This is a genomic window from Stieleria maiorica (assembly GCF_008035925.1).
GTDB classification, from domain to species: Bacteria; Planctomycetota; Planctomycetia; order Pirellulales; family Pirellulaceae; genus Stieleria; species Stieleria maiorica.
The window spans coordinates 695,090-711,123 of sequence record NZ_CP036264.1; the positions used below are offsets into that span (position 1 = coordinate 695,090).

Genomic DNA, 16,034 nt, shown 5'->3' on the forward strand with positions numbered 1-16,034 from the left:
TACTGGTCCGCGTGCGTTACTCTTCCGCGACGCCTCCCCCGGCCAAAGCCAATTCAAAACACGCGACTTCCTGGGCGTTGCGAATGTAGAGACGGTTTTCGATCAGCACGGGATGATTCCAAGTCTTACCTTCGATCGCCTGAAGCTTATTAAGTTCGTTCAGTTTTTCCGGTGATGCATCCACGAGCGCGACCTCACCACGTTCGGTCGCGACGAGCAATTGTCCGGAATCGGCCAACAGGATGCATTGGCCGTTGCCGTAGCGTCCGCGTTTCCAGTGACGCTGCCCGGTCTCGGCGTCGACACATGTGAAGATCCCGCCGTCAAATCCGTAAAGATTTCCTTCGAAATAGACATAGTCGTTGTAATCGGATTTCAGATCGCGAGACGTCCAGTCGTCGGCAATGTTCCATGAACCATCGTCGCCGCGTGAAACCGTCAGACGTCGCGTGCCTTCTTGTGTGCTGGTCGTGAAAAAAATCGTCGAACCGACGACGAGTGGTTGAAGGGTGCGATAGTTTTCCAAGGCCCACTCGTGTTGCCAAATCGTTCGGCCGTCCTCCACGCCGACGAACTGAAGCCCGTCGTTGCTGAGCATCAGCACGCCGCGTTGATCAAAAAATGTCGCCAGCTGGGCCGAACTGTAGCTGTGATTCCCCGAGGCGACGGACCATGCGATCTCACCTGTTTCCGCGTGGTAGGCAAACAATCCCTTGTCATCCGCTCCCCCGGCATGAACGATCACCAGCGAATCGGTCACCAGTGGCGAGGCAGAAAAGCCCCAGGTCGGTGGGCTTCGATCGGCGTCCTGTTTCAAATCACGCCGCCAGAGTTCTCCTCCCGTGACTGCATCGAGACACAACAGAATGCCGTCGGCCCCGAGCGCAAAAAGTCCTTCGTCGGCGATCGTCGGCGTCGCCCGCGGTCCGGCTCCGGCAATCGCTTCCCAAAACCGACTCGGATAGGTGAACTCCCAAATCAGCTGTCCCGTCGTGGCATCCAAGCAGATCACGGCTTCCAGTTCACCCCGCTGTTCCTGGGTGAACAGCCGATCCTGGGCGACGCTGAACGAGGACCAGCCGGGACCGATTTTTTGTTTCCACAGCGACTTGGGCGGCGAGCGGTCCCAATCGGCATCGAGCGTCACCCCGCGAACCACTCCGCTGCGATCCGAGCCGCGAAAGGCGGGCCACGGGGCGGATGCCAAGGTGATCGCCGTCGTGTCCGAGAGCGGCGTTGGGCGCTGTTGACGTTCCGCAAGTTCTTCAAGGTAACGCTGCTCGGCGGTCGGTTGCCATCGCCACAGCAACTGTGTTCGGAACGCGCCTGTCGCGCCTTCGTTCTGACGCAAATCCCAATAGCCGAAGGTGACCAACGAAAGCAGCAATGCGATCGGTAATCGCCACCGGGCGTTGCGTGACATTACCACCAGACCAAGTGCGAACGCGGCTAAGCCGGTCGGGAGCACCAGCACGACGGCAAACACACCTTGAAGCGAAAAATGAAGCACCGCGATCGAGACCGCTGCGATCAGAATCACCGCAGCCGTGCCGACCATCTTTTCACGCAATGACGCTCGGCTCGCAAAACACCACCAGAACAGGAGCAGAATTCCCAGCGCGGCTGGCCCCATGAACGAAAGCATCATCAACGGCAAGCCGGGGGCTTCCATCACTGACGGAATCATTCGGAGGGCGAACATCGCGGCGAGCAACAGGACTGCCGGCCACCAACGCAGCGTCGTTCGTGGTGCCGTGACCGCCGCGTCCGACGGCGAGGATTCAGGGACGGGATCGCCGTTTTCCGCTTGCGGAGAATCGATTTCGGTCGTCATCGAGAATTCCTAATTCGTCGGGGACATGGTTTTTCGCGGGATTCGTTCGACAAGATCGAATCTTGGCACGAAGTTCGACGCGTCGAACACCGAGACCGATCTCCGCTGACTGTTGAACGCTTGCTACCCAAGCGGATAGACTGCAAGCTGCTTGTTAGACCCGCGGCTCGAATGCACGAAGGATACCGCATTGATGGACGTTCCGAACACCACTCCATTGGCCCCAAGCGACGATGCGTCGTCAAGGACCTGCGAAGTCACCCGTGGCGCCGGCGGCCACGGGGTTTGTCCGGTCTGTCGCGGCAAGACGCTGATCGAAATCCGCGGCAAACTTCAATGCTCGCGCTGCCATTCGATCTGTGAAACCTGTTGCGAAGGCGGACGCGGATAGTCGAATCTAGGAAAACGGAAACGGTCCCATGAAAGCGGTCACCCTGGATGCCGGCGGGCTTCACTTCCAACCTTCGCACGCCGAACCGACGACGGCCGACGGTGAAGTGCTCGTCCAGGTTCTCAAGGCCGGGATTTGCGAGACCGATCTGCAGCTCGCCCGGGGCTACATGGGATTCCACGGAATTGTGGGGCATGAATTTGTCGGCATCGCGCAATCCGGCGACCATGCCGGTCGACGTGTTGTCGGCGAGATCAATTGCAATTGCCGAATGTGTCCCACCTGTCTGGCCGGCCGGCCGACACACTGCCCCCATCGGACGGTCATCGGGATCGACCGTCACGACGGGGCGTTTGCAGACGACGTCGCGATCCCGGAACACAACCTTCACGTGATTCCCGACAACGTCAGCGACGACCAGGCGTTGTTTACCGAACCGCTGGCTGCGGCCTTTGAAATCCTGGAACAGGTCGCGATCGAACCCGGCGACCAGATCGCGGTTTTGGGTGACGGCCGATTGGGCTATCTGTCGGCTCAAGTGCTTTCGCTGGTCACCGATCAGATCACCGTCTTCGGAAAACACGGCGTCAAGCTATTGCGGTTCGGGCACCGCGGGTACGAAACGGTCCAGGTCCCCTCGGCCGATCCCGCCGAGCTTCCCAAACACAAGTTCGATGTCGTGGTCGATTGCAGCGGGTCGACGACGGGATTGCCGATGGCGATTCACATGGTTCGGCCGCGCGGGACGGTGGTCCTAAAGACAACGGTGGCCGCCTCGCATGAACTTTCGCTTGCGGCGATCGTGATCGATGAAATCAGTGTCGTCGGATCACGCTGCGGACCGTTCGACAAAGCCCTCGATGCGTTGGCCGACGGCCGGATCGACGTGACCGGGTTGATCACCGATCGCTACCCGCTGGATCAATTTCGTCGCGCGTTCGATTCGGCCGCTAGCGCGAATTCATTCAAGGTCGTGTTTGAGATCGGTTCGGCACCCTAACGGTCTGTCCGATCGACCGCCTATTTCGATCGCCGACGGCGAAGCACGTAGACCACATCTTCGCTGCTCGGATTGACGACGATCGGATCGGCAAGGTCATATCCGAAGTCGAACGTTTCGACGATTTCCCAGCGGCCGCCTTGATCGATCAACGCGTTCATCTGACGCATCGTGTAACTTCGCAGAACCAGTTCGTCGACGATCCGCACCGATCCGGACGGACGGTGGATGTCGAAGCGGATGCCGAACTTTTCGACACGACGTTTGGGGTCTCGCGAATTGGTCCACATGTGCGTGTTGACCGTCAGATGGCCACGTCGGGCGGACCAGGACTCCCCTTCGCTCGGTTCCGCGTCGGTCGGCGTCAGGTGGACGCCCAGCAGATAAAGCCCGCCGACGCGGACGGCGTCGGCCATCGAATCGAAGTGTCCGCGGGCGGCCGCTTCGGTCGATAAGTGACGAAAACTGTTGATCGTGTTGAACGCGACGTCCGCCTTTTTCCGCAGCCGAAAATCTGACATGTCGGCCACGAAGGCACGGTACGGCATCTCGTGACGCTCAAATCGCGCGTTACAGAACTCGATCGCCTTGGGATTCAAATCCAATCCATCGACGTCATGACCGCGGCGGGCGAGTGAATACAGCAACCGCCCGGTCCCGCATGCCGGTTCGAAAAAGCGTTTGGCCGGCCGGTTCGAGTATCGCTCGGCACAGCCAAGAATGAACTTGGTCTCCGCGGCACAGTCCGCTCCGAACACCAGGTCATAGTATTTCGGGTGGTCGTAGATGGATTCGTTCAGTTCTTGCACAGTGCTGTTTGGCGAAGGGGCGGTTCGAGGCGAAGGAGACGAAGAGGCATCGGTCATTGGCAAGGCTTTTAACCGTTCTACAATCCTCCGTCTACCACCGCACTCGACCACGGCACCGCAATTCACTCTCCCCACCGTCCCCAAACGACATCATGTTGATCGTTCTCTCGCCGGCCAAAACACTCGATTACGAATCCGAACCGAAGATCGCGTCGCAAACCACACCCGAGTGGATCACCGAAAGCGAGACGTTGGTCGGTGTGCTGAAAAAGAAGACGCCCAAACAGATCCAGGCCTTGATGGGGGTGAGCGACAAACTGGCCGAGCTGAACCATCAGCGCTACCAGGACTGGCAGTTGCCGATGCCGCCCGAAGCCACGCGGCCGGCGATTCTGGCCTTCAAAGGCGATGTATATCTGGGGCTGCAAGCGGACCGGATGACCGAAAAACAACTGCTGTTCGCCCAGGACCGTCTGCGGATTCTCTCGGGGCTTTACGGAGTGCTGCGGCCGCTCGATGCCATGTTGCCCTACCGGCTCGAAATGGGCACCGCGCTGAAGACGCGTCGCGGAAAAGATCTGTATGCGTTTTGGGGATCGCGAATCACACAATCGATCAACGATCAGCTCGCCGTGACCGACTGCGGGTTCCTATTGAATTTGGCATCCAACGAATACTTCCGCAGCATCCAAAAGAAGCACGTCCAGGCACAGATCATTGCGCCGGTGTTCAAGGATCAGAGCAACGGCAAGTACCGCGTGATCAGTTACTTTGCCAAGAAAGCTCGCGGCACGATGGCGTCGTGGGTGATTCGAAACAAAGTCAAAACAACCGCCAAGCTGGTCAAGTTTGCCGAAGACGGGTACCGATACGACCCGGATTCGTCGACCGAATCGGCGCCGGTCTTCTTGCGGGACTAGGCTTTGTCCCTCAACACGGCAAGGGTCGTATGTGGTAGCGGAATTCGCCAAGAATTTCGGCTTTTCCCGTGTGGACTGCTGCGAGTCGAAAGCCTTGGCGGCTTCCGCTACGGGTTGGGGAGTGAAAAGGGGACGGGGGTGAATGGCCCGCGGCTAGCGCCGACGGCTCAGCGTATTGGGCTTAAGCCCGTCCCCTTTTCGCACCGAAAATGACTCAGCCGGCATGGTGCTCGATCAGGTGGGCGAAGAACACGGACTTGTCGTCGGCGTACCGCTGCGGCTGGCCGGCCCCCTTGCGCCATCGGGTGACCTTCGTTTCCTCGAACCGCAGCGACAGCTCTCGATCCCGTCGCAGCGCATCGCGGACGGCGATCGAACTGCGATAGAAGGGGCTGTTCAGATAGGTCAGAAAGACGCGGTGGGTTGGTTCTCCGCTGCGAGGCTTGCAAAGGACGATCGCTTCGGCAGCCCACATCGGCGTGGTGACGCGGCGAAAGTTCAGCCCCTCGATCATGTCGGTTGATTCGGCGATCGCCTGTTGAGCGTCATCGTCGTCCCGAACCGCCGCGACCACGTCCAGCACGGGACGGGAGATCATGCCGCCGATCGCCGTGCTGCCGATGTGTTGCACATCGATCACCCAACCGAGACAACTGTGCAAAATCCCGCTCCGAGTCTGCTGGAACTCCTGCGGCCAGCGCGGGTCGTAGTGCATCAATCGGACGGTGTCGGCCATGTTTGGATCGAAACCTGTGGCGTGGCGGCCAGCAACAAAAAAGCGAGCCCATCGCTGCTGCGATAGGCTCGCCGTATCGTTTCACCCTGTCAAGCGTTGGACGCTACTTGCTGCTCAACAACGGCAGTCGCGATTGCTTGACTTCGTCGCGGATCGACTCGACGTATGACGCATCCGCCGGGCACAGTCGCTCGAAGGGAACGGTGCAGGTTCGACCGTTGGACTTGAACAGCCGAACGTTGTCGCTGTTGATTTCGATCAAGCGACCTTCGACCTGATACTTACCGGTGTTGTCGATCCATGTTCGCACGTGGGTCTCGTCCAACGGGTTGATCGCCGGAGCCGCGGGGGCGACGGTGACGACGTGGACATTCAGGGTGTCGTCGGCAGCAGGGGCTTGGCCGAACAAGTCATCCAGGTTGTCCGTCGCCTCGTCGGCGGGTGCGGCATCGCTGGCCGGTGCATCGTCGGCCGGATCACCGAACAGGTCGTCCAACGCGTCGGTCGCGGGCGCATCCTCGGTGGCATCGTCGGCCGGGGCGCTCGGGTCGCCGAACAAATCGTCCAGGCCACCATCGGCGGGTGCTGCGTCGGCGGGTGCTGCGTCAGCGGGGGCCGGATCGCCGAACAGGTCATCCATGGCGTCGTCGGCCGGGGCTGCTGCGGCGGGAGCTTCTTCGGCCGGTGCATCGCCGAACAAGTCGTCCAAGCCTCCGTCGGCAGGGGCCGAGTCGTCAACTGGGGCAGCATCAGCCGGTGCAGCGTCAGCGGGGGCCGGATCGCCGAACAGGTCGTCCATGGCGTCATCGGCCGGTGCCGCTGCGGCGGGAGCTTCTTCGGCCGGTGCGTCACCGAACAGGTCGTCCAATCCTCCGTCGGCAGGTGCCGAGTCGTCAGCAGGGGCAGCGTCAGCGGGAGCCGCATCGGCCGGAGCCGGGTCGCCGAACAGGTCATCCATGGCATCGTCGGCCGGAGCTGCTGCGGCAGGAGCTTCTTCGGCCGGTGCATCGCCGAACAGATCATCCAAGCCGCCGTCCGCCGGGGCCGGTTGGTCCGCCGGGGCCGGCTCATCCGCCGGGGCGGGTTGGTCCGCCGGGGCAGCATCAGCGGGTGCCGGATCGCCGAACAGGTCGTCCATCGCTTCGTCGGCTGCTGCCGCTTCGGCGGGAGCTTCTTCGGCCGGTGCATCACCGAACAAATCGTCCAAGCCGCCATCCGCGGGAGCCGGTTCGTCCGCAGGAGCGGGTTCGTCGGCAGGAGTTGGCGGATCAGCAGGTGCCGGTTGTTCAGCCGGTGCCGGATCGCCGAACAGATCGTCCATCGCGTCGTCGGCCGGAGCCGCTTCGACGGGGGCTGGTTCTGCGGGAGCCGGTTCAGCTTCAACAGGAGCCGGTTCGGCAGGCTTGTCAAACGGATTCGGTTCGGTGGCGGCCGGTTCGCTTTCGACCGGCGGCTTGGCTGCTTCGGTGGTTTCCGCTTCCACGGTTTCAGGGGCTTCGGCGACGGGCGGTTCCGGCTCGCTGGCGGCCGGTTCTGGTGGAGCGGGCTCGGATTCCGCCGGCGTTTCGGGAGCGGGCGGTGCCACATCGGCCGACTCGGGTGCCGGGGGTGCGGCATCCGCTGCCGGAGCTTCGGAAACGATCTCGCCACCACAGCAATCGGCGGAAACGACCGGCGAGCAAGGGATGACTTCGCAGGCCGGGACGGGATCGCAGCAAACCGGCGCGGGGTCACAGCAGGTGACCACCGGCGTCGTACAGACGGGCTGGGAAACGCAAACGGGTTCCGGGCAACAGACGTCTGCGCATGAATCAGACGAGTTCCCACGGAGGCGTTTTAGCAGTCCGCCGGCCGATGCAGGGCCGACGCCGAGCATCACGGTCAAGCAGACAACCAGGGTCCACTGAAAAGCGTTTCGGACCTTTCGATTCATGGTATTGGGCTCCTGAGCGGCCGATCTGCCGCACGATACACGCGGATAAGGGGGAGATTCGGAAAGCGGCGAATGTTAGAACCGAATATGCTAATTCGCCCAAAATCGGGTCACAAGAAGATAAACTAGGCAAATTGTTCTTGTTCTTCGCCGGCCGGAACTCGGGAATCACTCTGTCGGCGGCGTCGGGAAAGGCGATAAAACCAAAGCGGCGACGTCCGCGGCTGATGGCCGCTGCGGCGTGGCGACGTCACCATTCTACCAGACTCGTCCCTTCCATACGGTTCAACCAGTCTCATGTTTCGCGTGGTTCAAGGACTGTTTTCGTCGATGAGCCTGGAGCGAAAGTGCCTGCTGTTCTTCGGATCGGCATTCACGCTGTTGATGTGTGGGGCGTTTTTGGTGGTGCAAACGCTCGGCAATCGCCTGGTCCTGCGGACCACGCAGCAACGCGCCCAGGATTTGGCCGACGCCCAACTGATGCTGCTTCACAGTGATGCCAAGTGGGCCCAGACCAGCAGCCCCGAAGCGATCGCCGCCAACCAGCCGATCCTGGCCGGTCTGCGGGCGGAGATGCTGGCCAAGGACATCGAATTCGAAATCATGGGTCTGGAGGACGAGGTGACGTACACCAATTTGCCTCCGATCGCGCCGCCGGAGGATCCCGCCGAGCGGCAGCGGCTGCAAGAGCTTGAGCCTCAATTCCGCAGCCAGTTGGCCCGCCGGATCGCCCAGCAACAGCCGGACATCTCCGAGTCGATCGACTTGGGTGAAAACGAATCGATGAGCATGATCGGGCTCGGCACGATGCCGGTCCATCAACAGCTCGGTCCGGTCGACGGTCGCTACATCTACTATCGGCCCGTCTTTCCCAAGCTGACGTGCATCATGTGTCACTCGGCCGAAGGCGAAAAGGCGGCGCTTGCCACGTCGGGCACCCCGATCGAGCAAGCCAGCTTGGCACCGTTCCGGGTCATCCGCGTCAGCATGCCTTACAAGGACACGGAGAACCAAACCACTTGGATCAGCTCGATCGTCGTCGCGCTGGCGTTGTTCATCGTCGCCGCAACGCTGTACATGTTGCACGCGTTGATTCGCTACTTGGTCCTCGAGCCGCTTTATCACTTGCGCGACGTCAGCGATTCGATCACCCACGGCGACGTGACGCAGCGGGCGGAGATCGAATCGGAGGACGAGTTCCGCGAGCTGGCCGATGCGTTCAATCGGATGTTGCGCGGGATGCTGGAAAGTCAGGAGAAGGAGCGGATCATCAACGCCGAACTCGACGGCCGGGTCGACCAGTTAGCCCAGCTCAACTGGCAGCTTTACGAAGCCAACCGCGTCAAAAGCGATTTCATGGCCAACATGAGTCACGAGCTGCGGACGCCCTTGAACAGCATCATCGGGTTCTCCGATGTGTTGCAAGGCATCGACTCGCTGACGGACAAACAACGGCGTTACGCTCAGAACATTCAAAAGAGCGGGCGTCTGTTGCTGGAAATGATCAACGACATTTTGGATCTGGCCAAAGTCGAAGCGGGAAAGATGGAGGTCCGCCGCAACGAATTTGACCTCGGCCGCCTGGTCACCGCGCAGTGCGACATGATCGGATCGCTGTCGGAAGAGAAGGACATTTCGTTGACCGTCGACGTGCCCGACGATCTGCCGACGGCGTATCAAGATCCCAACAAGCTCGGCCAGATCGTCAACAACCTGCTCTCCAACGCGATCAAGTTCACGCCCGAAGGCGGCATGGTGACGGTGCGGGTGGTCGACCTGTCCGGGGGGCTGTCCACCGGCAGATTCCGGCTGCTGATCATCGACACCGGCGTGGGCATCGCCGAAGAAGACCAGTCGGTGATCTTTCAAAAATTCCGCCAGAGCCGCAAAGTGCTCGACGGGGAGGGGCTGACGCGCGAATTCGCCGGCACCGGTCTGGGGCTTTCGATCGTCAAGGAATTGGCCAAACTGCTCGGCGGTGAAGTCGGTTTCGAAAGCGAACTCGGACGCGGCAGCACTTTTTGGGTGGAGTTGCCGTGGCGATTGAGCGATGAAACATTGCAATTGGCCACCGAGTTGTCTCAGCCGCGCGGATTACCCACGCCGACCAATGGAACCGTCGGTGACGTGCCCGGTGACATGGTCGCAAAGTGAGCGACACACGCCTCGCCAGGCTTTGGCGCAATACCGCCAAGTTAAGCTCGACGGGGGGCCCGGACGCTGGCGCGAACCGGCTGATGTCAAACGATCATCAGCCGTTTGGCGCGAGCCTACGGACCCTGGCCCGATCAAAATGGACTTCGCCCGATAGAAACGACGCTCCCTTAGCAGCTTGCCGATGAAACCAGTTCAACTTTTTACCGACGGCGCGTGCAGCGGAAACCCCGGCCCGGGAGGCTGGGCGTTCATCCTGCGTTGCGGCAAAACCGACAAGGAACTCGAACGCTCGGCCGGTGATCCACAGACGACCAACAACAAGATGGAATTGCAGGCCGTGATCGAAGGCCTGAAAGCTCTCAAGGAGCCCTGCGAAGTCACGTTGTACGCCGACAGCAGCTACGTGCTGCAAGGCATGCAGAGCTGGATGAAGGGTTGGAAGAGCCGCGGCTGGAAACGAAAAGACGGTTCGAAACTGGTGCCCGTCAAGAACGTCGAACTGTGGCAAGAGTTGGACCGGCTGATGCAAACGCACCGGATTAAATTCGAACACGTCAAAGGCCACAGCGGCCACTTGGAAAACGAACGCTGCGACCAGTTGGCCGTCGCCGCGTATCAACGCTATCTGGTCAAGAAGTAGGAACCAACGATGGACGAGACCCCGCTGGCGGGAAAATGCGTGCTGATCCTGGTCGGAGACATCTACGAGGACCTGGAGCTGTGGTACCCGAAACTGCGTTTGATCGAAGCCGGTGCGGCGGTCACCGTGGCCGGCCCCGAAGCGGACCGGTGCTACGCGGGAAAAAACGGCTACCCCTGCGTCTCCGATGCGCGGATCGATGCGATGGATGAAGCGTCCTTTGACGCACTAGTGGTCCCTGGCGGATTTATGCCAGACAAACTGCGGCGTGACCCGGTCGTGCTGCGATTGGTCCAGGCATTCCATGACGCCAACAAACCGATCGCCGCGATATGTCACGGCGGTTGGATCCCGATCTCCGCGGGTGTCTACCGGGGCATCAACGTGACCGGATCGCCGGGGATCAAAGACGACTTGATCAATGCGGGGGCAAGCTACGTGGACGCCGCCGTTGTGGTTGACCGCAACCATGTGACCAGCCGTCGGCCCGATGACCTGCCGGATTTCTGTCGAGAGCTGATCAAGCTCTGTTGCGATTAGAAACAACGCACTCGCCCGGGACACCGCCGCCCAAGTGTCCTTGTGACCCGACGCGGTTGGTCAACCCTTGCGACCCAACGACGCAGCGCCGAACGCTGCGATGCCGCAGCCGACAGCCAAACCGGCGGTGATCACCGCGTTCCAACCCCACCGCGCCTTCTCCGTGACAACCGCGTGGTAGGTGTACGGCGACACCAGATCGAGCGAGCGGACTTCCATGTCCTCAAAATCCAGCACCACCGACGCCGGCTCCACCCGCGCGTAACTCTCTTCGACTTCCTGCAGGTGAGATTCGGTTGTGGTCGTGGTTTCGATCATTGCCCAGCGAACAGCGTTGTATCCCGCCCCCAAGAGCAGCGCCACGGCCACCAAGGCGAGCGCGACGAACGCGACCGCCCCGGCCCCGGTCGCCGTGGCCGGAGCCGTCTCGCTGCCCCCCGTTTCGACGCGCGGCAGTTTTCTCAGCTCACCCAGTTTTGGGATCGGCACGTCACCGCGGCAATGGGGGCATGGCGTGGTGTCACCCGCCTGGGCAGGGGTGACCGAAAGTTCAGCGTGACAATTTGGGCAAGATAGCAGGTGCATCGGCTAAAATATGAAGAAGATTTGAAGTTGTTGCGGGTGGACCCGACTGATGACGGGACTAAAATCTTACTCGTACTCGATCACGCCACGATACATGCCGCTCCCACACCGGACTGACCGCCCCCGTTAAGCGAGAAACGTTCCGTCTCTCTGCTCGATGGACCGCGATCACGACGCCTGTCGGACATCCCCGATGACCCGCGGCTAAATAGCGAACTAGTTTGTTCGTACGAGCGATCCGGTGGAATCGGATCTGCGACTCAGATTGGTGGCGTGAACACGTCGGGAACGGCATGGATGGCGAAAGTCGAAGTCCAACACCAGCAATGGTTGCGTGGATGGTAGGAACGAATTCCCATCGACCGAAAGAGACCTTCGCGTCCAACTTCCAAGCTTTGATCAAGCGGAACCATTCCGCTCGGTCGGGTTCAGGTGGTACGCGAGAATCGACTCGACGGTTCATTTTCGTTTACTGTCATCGGTTGCCCAACCGGCGTGAAGTGAAGGCACGAGGTGAAGACAAGGGTCATGCTTGGGGAAAGTTTGCACGGGAGAGTGACGGGCAGCAGCGCCAGTGCGCTTTCTCGCTCCCGGCAAAGTCAACTCAATCAAGATCAACTGGGACAACTGGAAAGTTTTTCCAATTGGTCGCGGACGCCAGGGAAGCGTTAGGGGGGTGGTAGAGTTTTCTCAGCGAATTTCAATCACACACCGTTGGATAGCTCGCCATGGTACCCGGCGATGCGGTTTGATCACTGGCAATTGGATCACTGGCAATTGGATGACTGGCAATTGGACCACTGGCAACCCGCCCATTGAACTGGAGTAGCGGTTTGGTGATTTTCACCAAATCACCCCTACGCCGAACCGACACACTGATCATCATTCATTACAGATACCCTGCACTGTTCCTCTTGGAGTTTTAGTTTTGTTCGATACCCTCTTGGACGAATTTGAAGACGTCGCCGCACATTCCGCCGAAGCGGTGACCGGTGGCTTTCGCAAACTTCCCATTGATGAGAACGAGGAAGATGGTGGCGTGGGTTCGCCTTCGCAAGTGGCCGAAGGTGAAGTCCAACTGGACAGTCCAGACGAATTGCTGGCGGTCGAGGAAGCGGAGACTTGGTCCGACGACCCGGTCCGCATGTACCTGACGCAAATGGGCGAAATCCCCTTGCTGACCCGTCGCCAAGAAATCGAATTGGCCAAACGCATCGAAGAGACGCGTCGACGGTTCCGAACCAAATTGCTCGAGAACCATTACGTCTTGGTCGAAGCCTACAAGACGCTGAAGAAGGTCTACCGCGGCCAGCTGCCGTTCGACCGCACCGTTCAGGTCTCCGTGACCGACCGGCTGGAAAAGGAACAGATCATCGGCCGGCTGCCACACAACCTGCTGACCCTGCAAACCCTGCTCAAACGCAACAAGCACGACTGGAAGGTCGCACTCAGCAAAAGCGCTTCCAAACGCCGCCGTGCGGAAGCCTGGCGGGCTCTGGCACGCCGCCGCCGCCGCGCCGTCCGTTTGATCGAAGAATTGGGCCTGCGGACCCAGCGGATCGAAACCCGCATCGAATTGCTGGACAAGTTCAGTCGCCGGATCGCCGAAATCGACTCGCTGATCCGCGACCAACGACGCACCAAGCACGGCCGCGAAACCCGCGACGCACTGCTGCACGAGCGACGCCAAATCCTGACCGCGTGCCAGGAAACCCCGACGTCGCTCCGCAATCGCGTCCGGATGCTGAAAATGGTCTATGCCGAGTACCAGCAGGCCAAACGAGAACTCAGCGAAGGAAACCTCCGACTGGTGGTCTCGATCGCCAAAAAGTACCGCAATCGTGGACTGTCGTTCCTGGACCTGATCCAGGAAGGCAACGCCGGCCTGATGCGGGCGGTCGACAAATTCGAATACCGTCGTGGATTCAAGTTCTGCACCTACGCGACGTGGTGGATTCGCCAAGCGATCACCCGCGCCGTGGCCGACCAAAGCCGAACCATTCGGATTCCGGTGCACATGGTCGAAACGATGAGCCGCGTTCGCAACGTCGCTCGCCAGTTGCTGCAAGAACTCGGACGTGAACCCACGATCGAAGAAACGGCACGCCGAGCCGATGTGACTGTCGAAGAGGCGCGTCGCGTGCTCACCATGAGCCGCTTCCCGATCTCGCTGGACCGACCGGTCGGCAATAGCGAGGACAGCCAGTTCGGCGACCTGCTGCCCGACGGCACCGCAGAAAGCCCCCAAATCGGCGCGACGCAAGAAATGCTTCGCGACCGGATCACCAACGTGCTCAAATCGCTCTCCTATCGCGAACGCGAAATCATCAAGCTTCGCTATGGACTCGGTGATGGTTACAGCTACACCCTGGAAGAGGTCGGGCACATCTTTAAGGTCACACGCGAGCGGATTCGACAGATCGAAGCCAAGGCGGTTCGCAAATTGCAGCAACCAAGCCGCAGCCAAGATCTGGTCGGGTTCCTGGATTAGCAGGGACGATCCAAATCGGCTCTTCACCCCATGACGCTTCAAGGGCGACGATTGAAAAATCGCCGCCCTTGTTTCTTCAGGTCATGCGGCGTGAACGAGCGGTCGACCGAAACTCAATTCGCGCACCTGCCGATGCCTTCGCAGAGTCGCCGTGTTCTCCGAACTTGGCGCACTCGAAAAAGCGAAGCTTTACCCCGCGCCGACCTCGGAGAGGACGGCGACTGTCCAGCCCAATCGAAAACGAAGCGGCGATAGAATACGAGATTATTAGCCTCGTCTCCGCTCTCTCCCCCAACGACAGCTCAACGCAATGCCGTCCGTCGCCGATGTCCTCTCGCAAGGCTGGAAAGTTCACCAAGCCGGCAAGATCCAGGATGCCCTGCGCGTGTATCAGCACGTCATCAAGCAAGCCCCACGCAACCCCGAAGCGCACGTCTATCTCGGCATCGCGTTGTTTGACCAGCGCCGCTACCACGAGTCGATCAGCGCCTATCGGACCGCATTGGCGCTCAAAGACGAATTCCCGATCGCCTGGAACAACCTTGGCAACTCGCTGCGGATGACCGGCGATGTCGAAGAAAGTGATGCCTGTTTCGAAAAGGCACACGCGCTCGATCCCAACTATTTATCGGTTTACAAGAACCGTGGAACGCTGTGGATCTGGTCCGGAGAAATCGAACGGGGGCTGCAGTGGTATGAGAAAGGGCTGAAGATCGCGCCCGAAGATCCCGAATTGCACCGCAATCTGGGTGTGATCTACCTGCTGTTGGGCGATTTCAACCGCGGCTGGCAGGAATACCGTTGGCGCTGGAAAATGGGCGGGCTGCGGCGGCCACAAACGCACGCCCCGCTTTGGAAGGGAGAGCCGATCGCGGGCCGTTCAATCTTGCTGTATCCCGAACAGGGCCGTGGTGACGAAATGCACTTCATTCGGATCGCCAGCGTGTTGGCGGCCGAGGGCGCCCGCGTGGTCGTGCAAACCGACCCGCAAATGATCCCGCTGTTCACGTCGGTGCACGGGGTGCAAACGCTGCTGCCGGTGGGTAGCCAACTGCCGCCGGTGGATTACCACGCGTCCTTTATTGATGCCGTCGACGGATGGTATCAAGCCAACGGCTCGCTGCCTTATGCCGCCGAAAGCTTCCTTCAACGCGGAGAACACTGCGGCTACCTGAACGTTTCCGATCCGTTGGTCAACTACTGGCACCACTGGATGGAAAAGAACGCCATGGGCAAGGATCATCGAAAACGAATCGGCATCGCATGGCAGGGCAACCCCAAGCACCACGCCGATGTGTATCGCAGCATCGCGCTGGAGGAATTCCGACTGCTGGGCGAAGATGAAAACTTGCATCTGGTCAGCTTGCAATTCGGATTCGGCAGCGAGCAACTCGATCAAGTCGATTTCGGCAGCAGGATCAGCCGACTGCCAGATGACACCGACACCAGCGGCGGCGCCTTCACCGACACCGCCGCGGTGATGAAAAACCTGGACCACATCGTCACCACCGACACCTCGGTCGCTCACCTGGCCGGCGCACTGGGCGTTCCGACCACTGTCATGTTGGGTCGGGTTCCCGATTGGCGCTGGTTATGCGAAGGCGATCAAACCCCTTGGTACCCGAGCATGCGATTGGTCCGCCAACGCGAAATGGGCAACTGGAGCGACGTCGTCCAGGCCGCTCATCAAACGTTGAAATAGAATGGGATCGGCATGTACAGACCCCTCCCAAGTTGGTCGTTGAGGTGCTTTCAGAAACCACTCGAGAAAGTGACCTCACCTTCAAGCAGACTCTCTACCGCGATTTCCGGGTGGGAACCTATTTGATTCTGGACCCCGATGACAACAGCATCGCGATGTGGACACGCGAGCAAAACGACAATTGGCATCAGACCAAGCCGGCAGGACAGATCGAACTGCGCCCCTGCGGTGATTACGTTTTGACCGTCGATTGCAACCGCTTTTTCCCATGAGATTCTCCCCGCAACTGAACCACT

Annotated in this window: 14 protein-coding genes; 9 read left to right on the forward strand and 5 right to left on the reverse strand. The window is 60.2% G+C overall.

Translation table 11 applies throughout. The features are described from left to right. Nucleotides 1-16 precede the first annotated feature (16 nt). Entirely contained in the window at nucleotides 17-1,834 is a 1,818-nt protein-coding gene (locus Mal15_RS02105) for a PQQ-binding-like beta-propeller repeat protein (RefSeq protein WP_147866233.1), read from the reverse strand. A gap of 193 nt (nucleotides 1,835-2,027) precedes the next feature. On the opposite strand from Mal15_RS02105, the gene Mal15_RS34360 reads away from it, so the two are divergent. Together Mal15_RS34360 and Mal15_RS02115 are read left to right on the forward strand one after the other, a co-directional pair. Beyond that, nucleotides 2,028-2,225 carry a hypothetical protein gene (locus tag Mal15_RS34360; RefSeq protein ID WP_147866234.1) on the forward strand — a complete coding sequence of 66 codons (198 nt, stop codon included), beginning with the start codon at nucleotides 2,028-2,030 and terminating at the stop codon, nucleotides 2,223-2,225. Between the two features lie 28 nt (nucleotides 2,226-2,253). Then, nucleotides 2,254-3,225 (forward strand): MDR/zinc-dependent alcohol dehydrogenase-like family protein, encoded by a 972-nt coding sequence (locus Mal15_RS02115; protein WP_147866235.1) that lies wholly within the window; start codon nucleotides 2,254-2,256, stop codon nucleotides 3,223-3,225. A gap of 20 nt (nucleotides 3,226-3,245) precedes the next feature. Here Mal15_RS02115 and Mal15_RS02120 read toward each other — a convergent pair whose 3' ends face one another. After that, nucleotides 3,246-4,034: a class I SAM-dependent methyltransferase gene (locus Mal15_RS02120; protein ID WP_147866236.1), complete on the reverse strand. Its 789-nt coding sequence runs from the start codon at nucleotides 4,032-4,034 to the stop codon at nucleotides 3,246-3,248. A 152-nt stretch (nucleotides 4,035-4,186) separates the two neighbouring features. Here Mal15_RS02120 and yaaA point away from each other — a divergent pair, with 152 nt between their 5' ends. Further along, nucleotides 4,187-4,954: a peroxide stress protein YaaA gene (gene yaaA / locus Mal15_RS02125; RefSeq protein ID WP_147866237.1), complete on the forward strand. Its 768-nt coding sequence runs from the start codon at nucleotides 4,187-4,189 to the stop codon at nucleotides 4,952-4,954. Between the two features lie 214 nt (nucleotides 4,955-5,168). On the opposite strand, the gene Mal15_RS02130 is transcribed toward yaaA, so the two are convergent. Beyond that, complete coding sequence (locus Mal15_RS02130; RefSeq protein WP_147866238.1) at nucleotides 5,169-5,690, reverse strand: GrpB family protein; 522 nt, start codon at nucleotides 5,688-5,690, stop codon at nucleotides 5,169-5,171. Between the two features lie 103 nt (nucleotides 5,691-5,793). Continuing rightward, complete coding sequence (locus Mal15_RS02135) at nucleotides 5,794-7,623, reverse strand: SHD1 domain-containing protein (RefSeq protein WP_147866239.1); 1,830 nt, start codon at nucleotides 7,621-7,623, stop codon at nucleotides 5,794-5,796. A gap of 297 nt (nucleotides 7,624-7,920) precedes the next feature. Here Mal15_RS02135 and Mal15_RS02140 point away from each other — a divergent pair, with 297 nt between their 5' ends. The 3 genes from Mal15_RS02140 to Mal15_RS02150 all read left to right on the forward strand — a co-directional run bounded on the left by Mal15_RS02140 (nucleotide 7,921) and on the right by Mal15_RS02150 (nucleotide 10,960). Beyond that, nucleotides 7,921-9,777 (forward strand): sensor histidine kinase, encoded by a 1,857-nt coding sequence (locus Mal15_RS02140; protein WP_147866240.1) that lies wholly within the window; start codon nucleotides 7,921-7,923, stop codon nucleotides 9,775-9,777. A gap of 184 nt (nucleotides 9,778-9,961) precedes the next feature. After that, nucleotides 9,962-10,420, forward strand: a complete 459-nt coding sequence (gene rnhA / locus Mal15_RS02145) for a ribonuclease HI (protein WP_147866241.1) — start codon at nucleotides 9,962-9,964, stop codon at nucleotides 10,418-10,420. A 9-nt stretch (nucleotides 10,421-10,429) separates the two neighbouring features. Then, a complete protein-coding gene (locus tag Mal15_RS02150; RefSeq protein ID WP_147866242.1) occupies nucleotides 10,430-10,960 on the forward strand; it encodes a type 1 glutamine amidotransferase domain-containing protein in 531 nt (176 codons plus the stop codon). A gap of 60 nt (nucleotides 10,961-11,020) precedes the next feature. On the opposite strand, the gene Mal15_RS02155 is transcribed toward Mal15_RS02150, so the two are convergent. Continuing rightward, nucleotides 11,021-11,545, reverse strand: a complete 525-nt coding sequence (locus tag Mal15_RS02155) for a TFIIB-type zinc ribbon-containing protein (RefSeq protein WP_147866243.1) — start codon at nucleotides 11,543-11,545, stop codon at nucleotides 11,021-11,023. A gap of 928 nt (nucleotides 11,546-12,473) precedes the next feature. Between Mal15_RS02155 and Mal15_RS02160 the strand changes: the two genes are divergently transcribed. The 3 genes from Mal15_RS02160 (at nucleotide 12,474) to Mal15_RS35050 (ending at nucleotide 16,010) form a co-directional block, all read left to right on the forward strand. Beyond that, nucleotides 12,474-14,036, forward strand: coding sequence for a sigma-70 family RNA polymerase sigma factor (locus tag Mal15_RS02160; protein ID WP_147866244.1), 1,563 nt, complete (start codon nucleotides 12,474-12,476; stop codon nucleotides 14,034-14,036). A 310-nt stretch (nucleotides 14,037-14,346) separates the two neighbouring features. Next, nucleotides 14,347-15,738 carry a tetratricopeptide repeat protein gene (locus Mal15_RS02165; protein ID WP_147866245.1) on the forward strand — a complete coding sequence of 464 codons (1,392 nt, stop codon included), beginning with the start codon at nucleotides 14,347-14,349 and terminating at the stop codon, nucleotides 15,736-15,738. Next, nucleotides 15,630-16,010: a Uma2 family endonuclease gene (locus tag Mal15_RS35050; protein WP_390623524.1), complete on the forward strand. Its 381-nt coding sequence runs from the start codon at nucleotides 15,630-15,632 to the stop codon at nucleotides 16,008-16,010. Before Mal15_RS02165 ends, Mal15_RS35050 begins: the two co-directional genes overlap by 109 nt. Nucleotides 16,011-16,034: the final 24 nt, after the last annotated feature.

What these genes read in the sequence shown, in the direction of transcription:
- Mal15_RS34360 (WP_147866234.1), top strand. Translation starts at nt 2,028, where the DNA reads ATGGACGTTCCGAACACCACTCCATTGGCCCCAAGCGACGATGCGTCG.
- Mal15_RS02105 (WP_147866233.1), bottom strand. Translation starts at nt 1,834, where the DNA reads ATGACGACCGAAATCGATTCTCCGCAAGCGGAAAACGGCGATCCCGTC.
- yaaA (WP_147866237.1), top strand. Translation starts at nt 4,187, where the DNA reads ATGTTGATCGTTCTCTCGCCGGCCAAAACACTCGATTACGAATCCGAA.
- Mal15_RS02135 (WP_147866239.1), bottom strand. Translation starts at nt 7,623, where the DNA reads ATGAATCGAAAGGTCCGAAACGCTTTTCAGTGGACCCTGGTTGTCTGC.
- Mal15_RS02115 (WP_147866235.1), top strand. Translation starts at nt 2,254, where the DNA reads ATGAAAGCGGTCACCCTGGATGCCGGCGGGCTTCACTTCCAACCTTCG.
- Mal15_RS02165 (WP_147866245.1), top strand. Translation starts at nt 14,347, where the DNA reads ATGCCGTCCGTCGCCGATGTCCTCTCGCAAGGCTGGAAAGTTCACCAA.
- Mal15_RS02155 (WP_147866243.1), bottom strand. Translation starts at nt 11,545, where the DNA reads ATGCACCTGCTATCTTGCCCAAATTGTCACGCTGAACTTTCGGTCACC.
- Mal15_RS02140 (WP_147866240.1), top strand. Translation starts at nt 7,921, where the DNA reads ATGTTTCGCGTGGTTCAAGGACTGTTTTCGTCGATGAGCCTGGAGCGA.
- rnhA (WP_147866241.1), top strand. Translation starts at nt 9,962, where the DNA reads ATGAAACCAGTTCAACTTTTTACCGACGGCGCGTGCAGCGGAAACCCC.
- Mal15_RS02150 (WP_147866242.1), top strand. Translation starts at nt 10,430, where the DNA reads ATGGACGAGACCCCGCTGGCGGGAAAATGCGTGCTGATCCTGGTCGGA.
- Mal15_RS35050 (WP_390623524.1), top strand. Translation starts at nt 15,630, where the DNA reads ATGCGAAGGCGATCAAACCCCTTGGTACCCGAGCATGCGATTGGTCCG.
- Mal15_RS02130 (WP_147866238.1), bottom strand. Translation starts at nt 5,690, where the DNA reads ATGGCCGACACCGTCCGATTGATGCACTACGACCCGCGCTGGCCGCAG.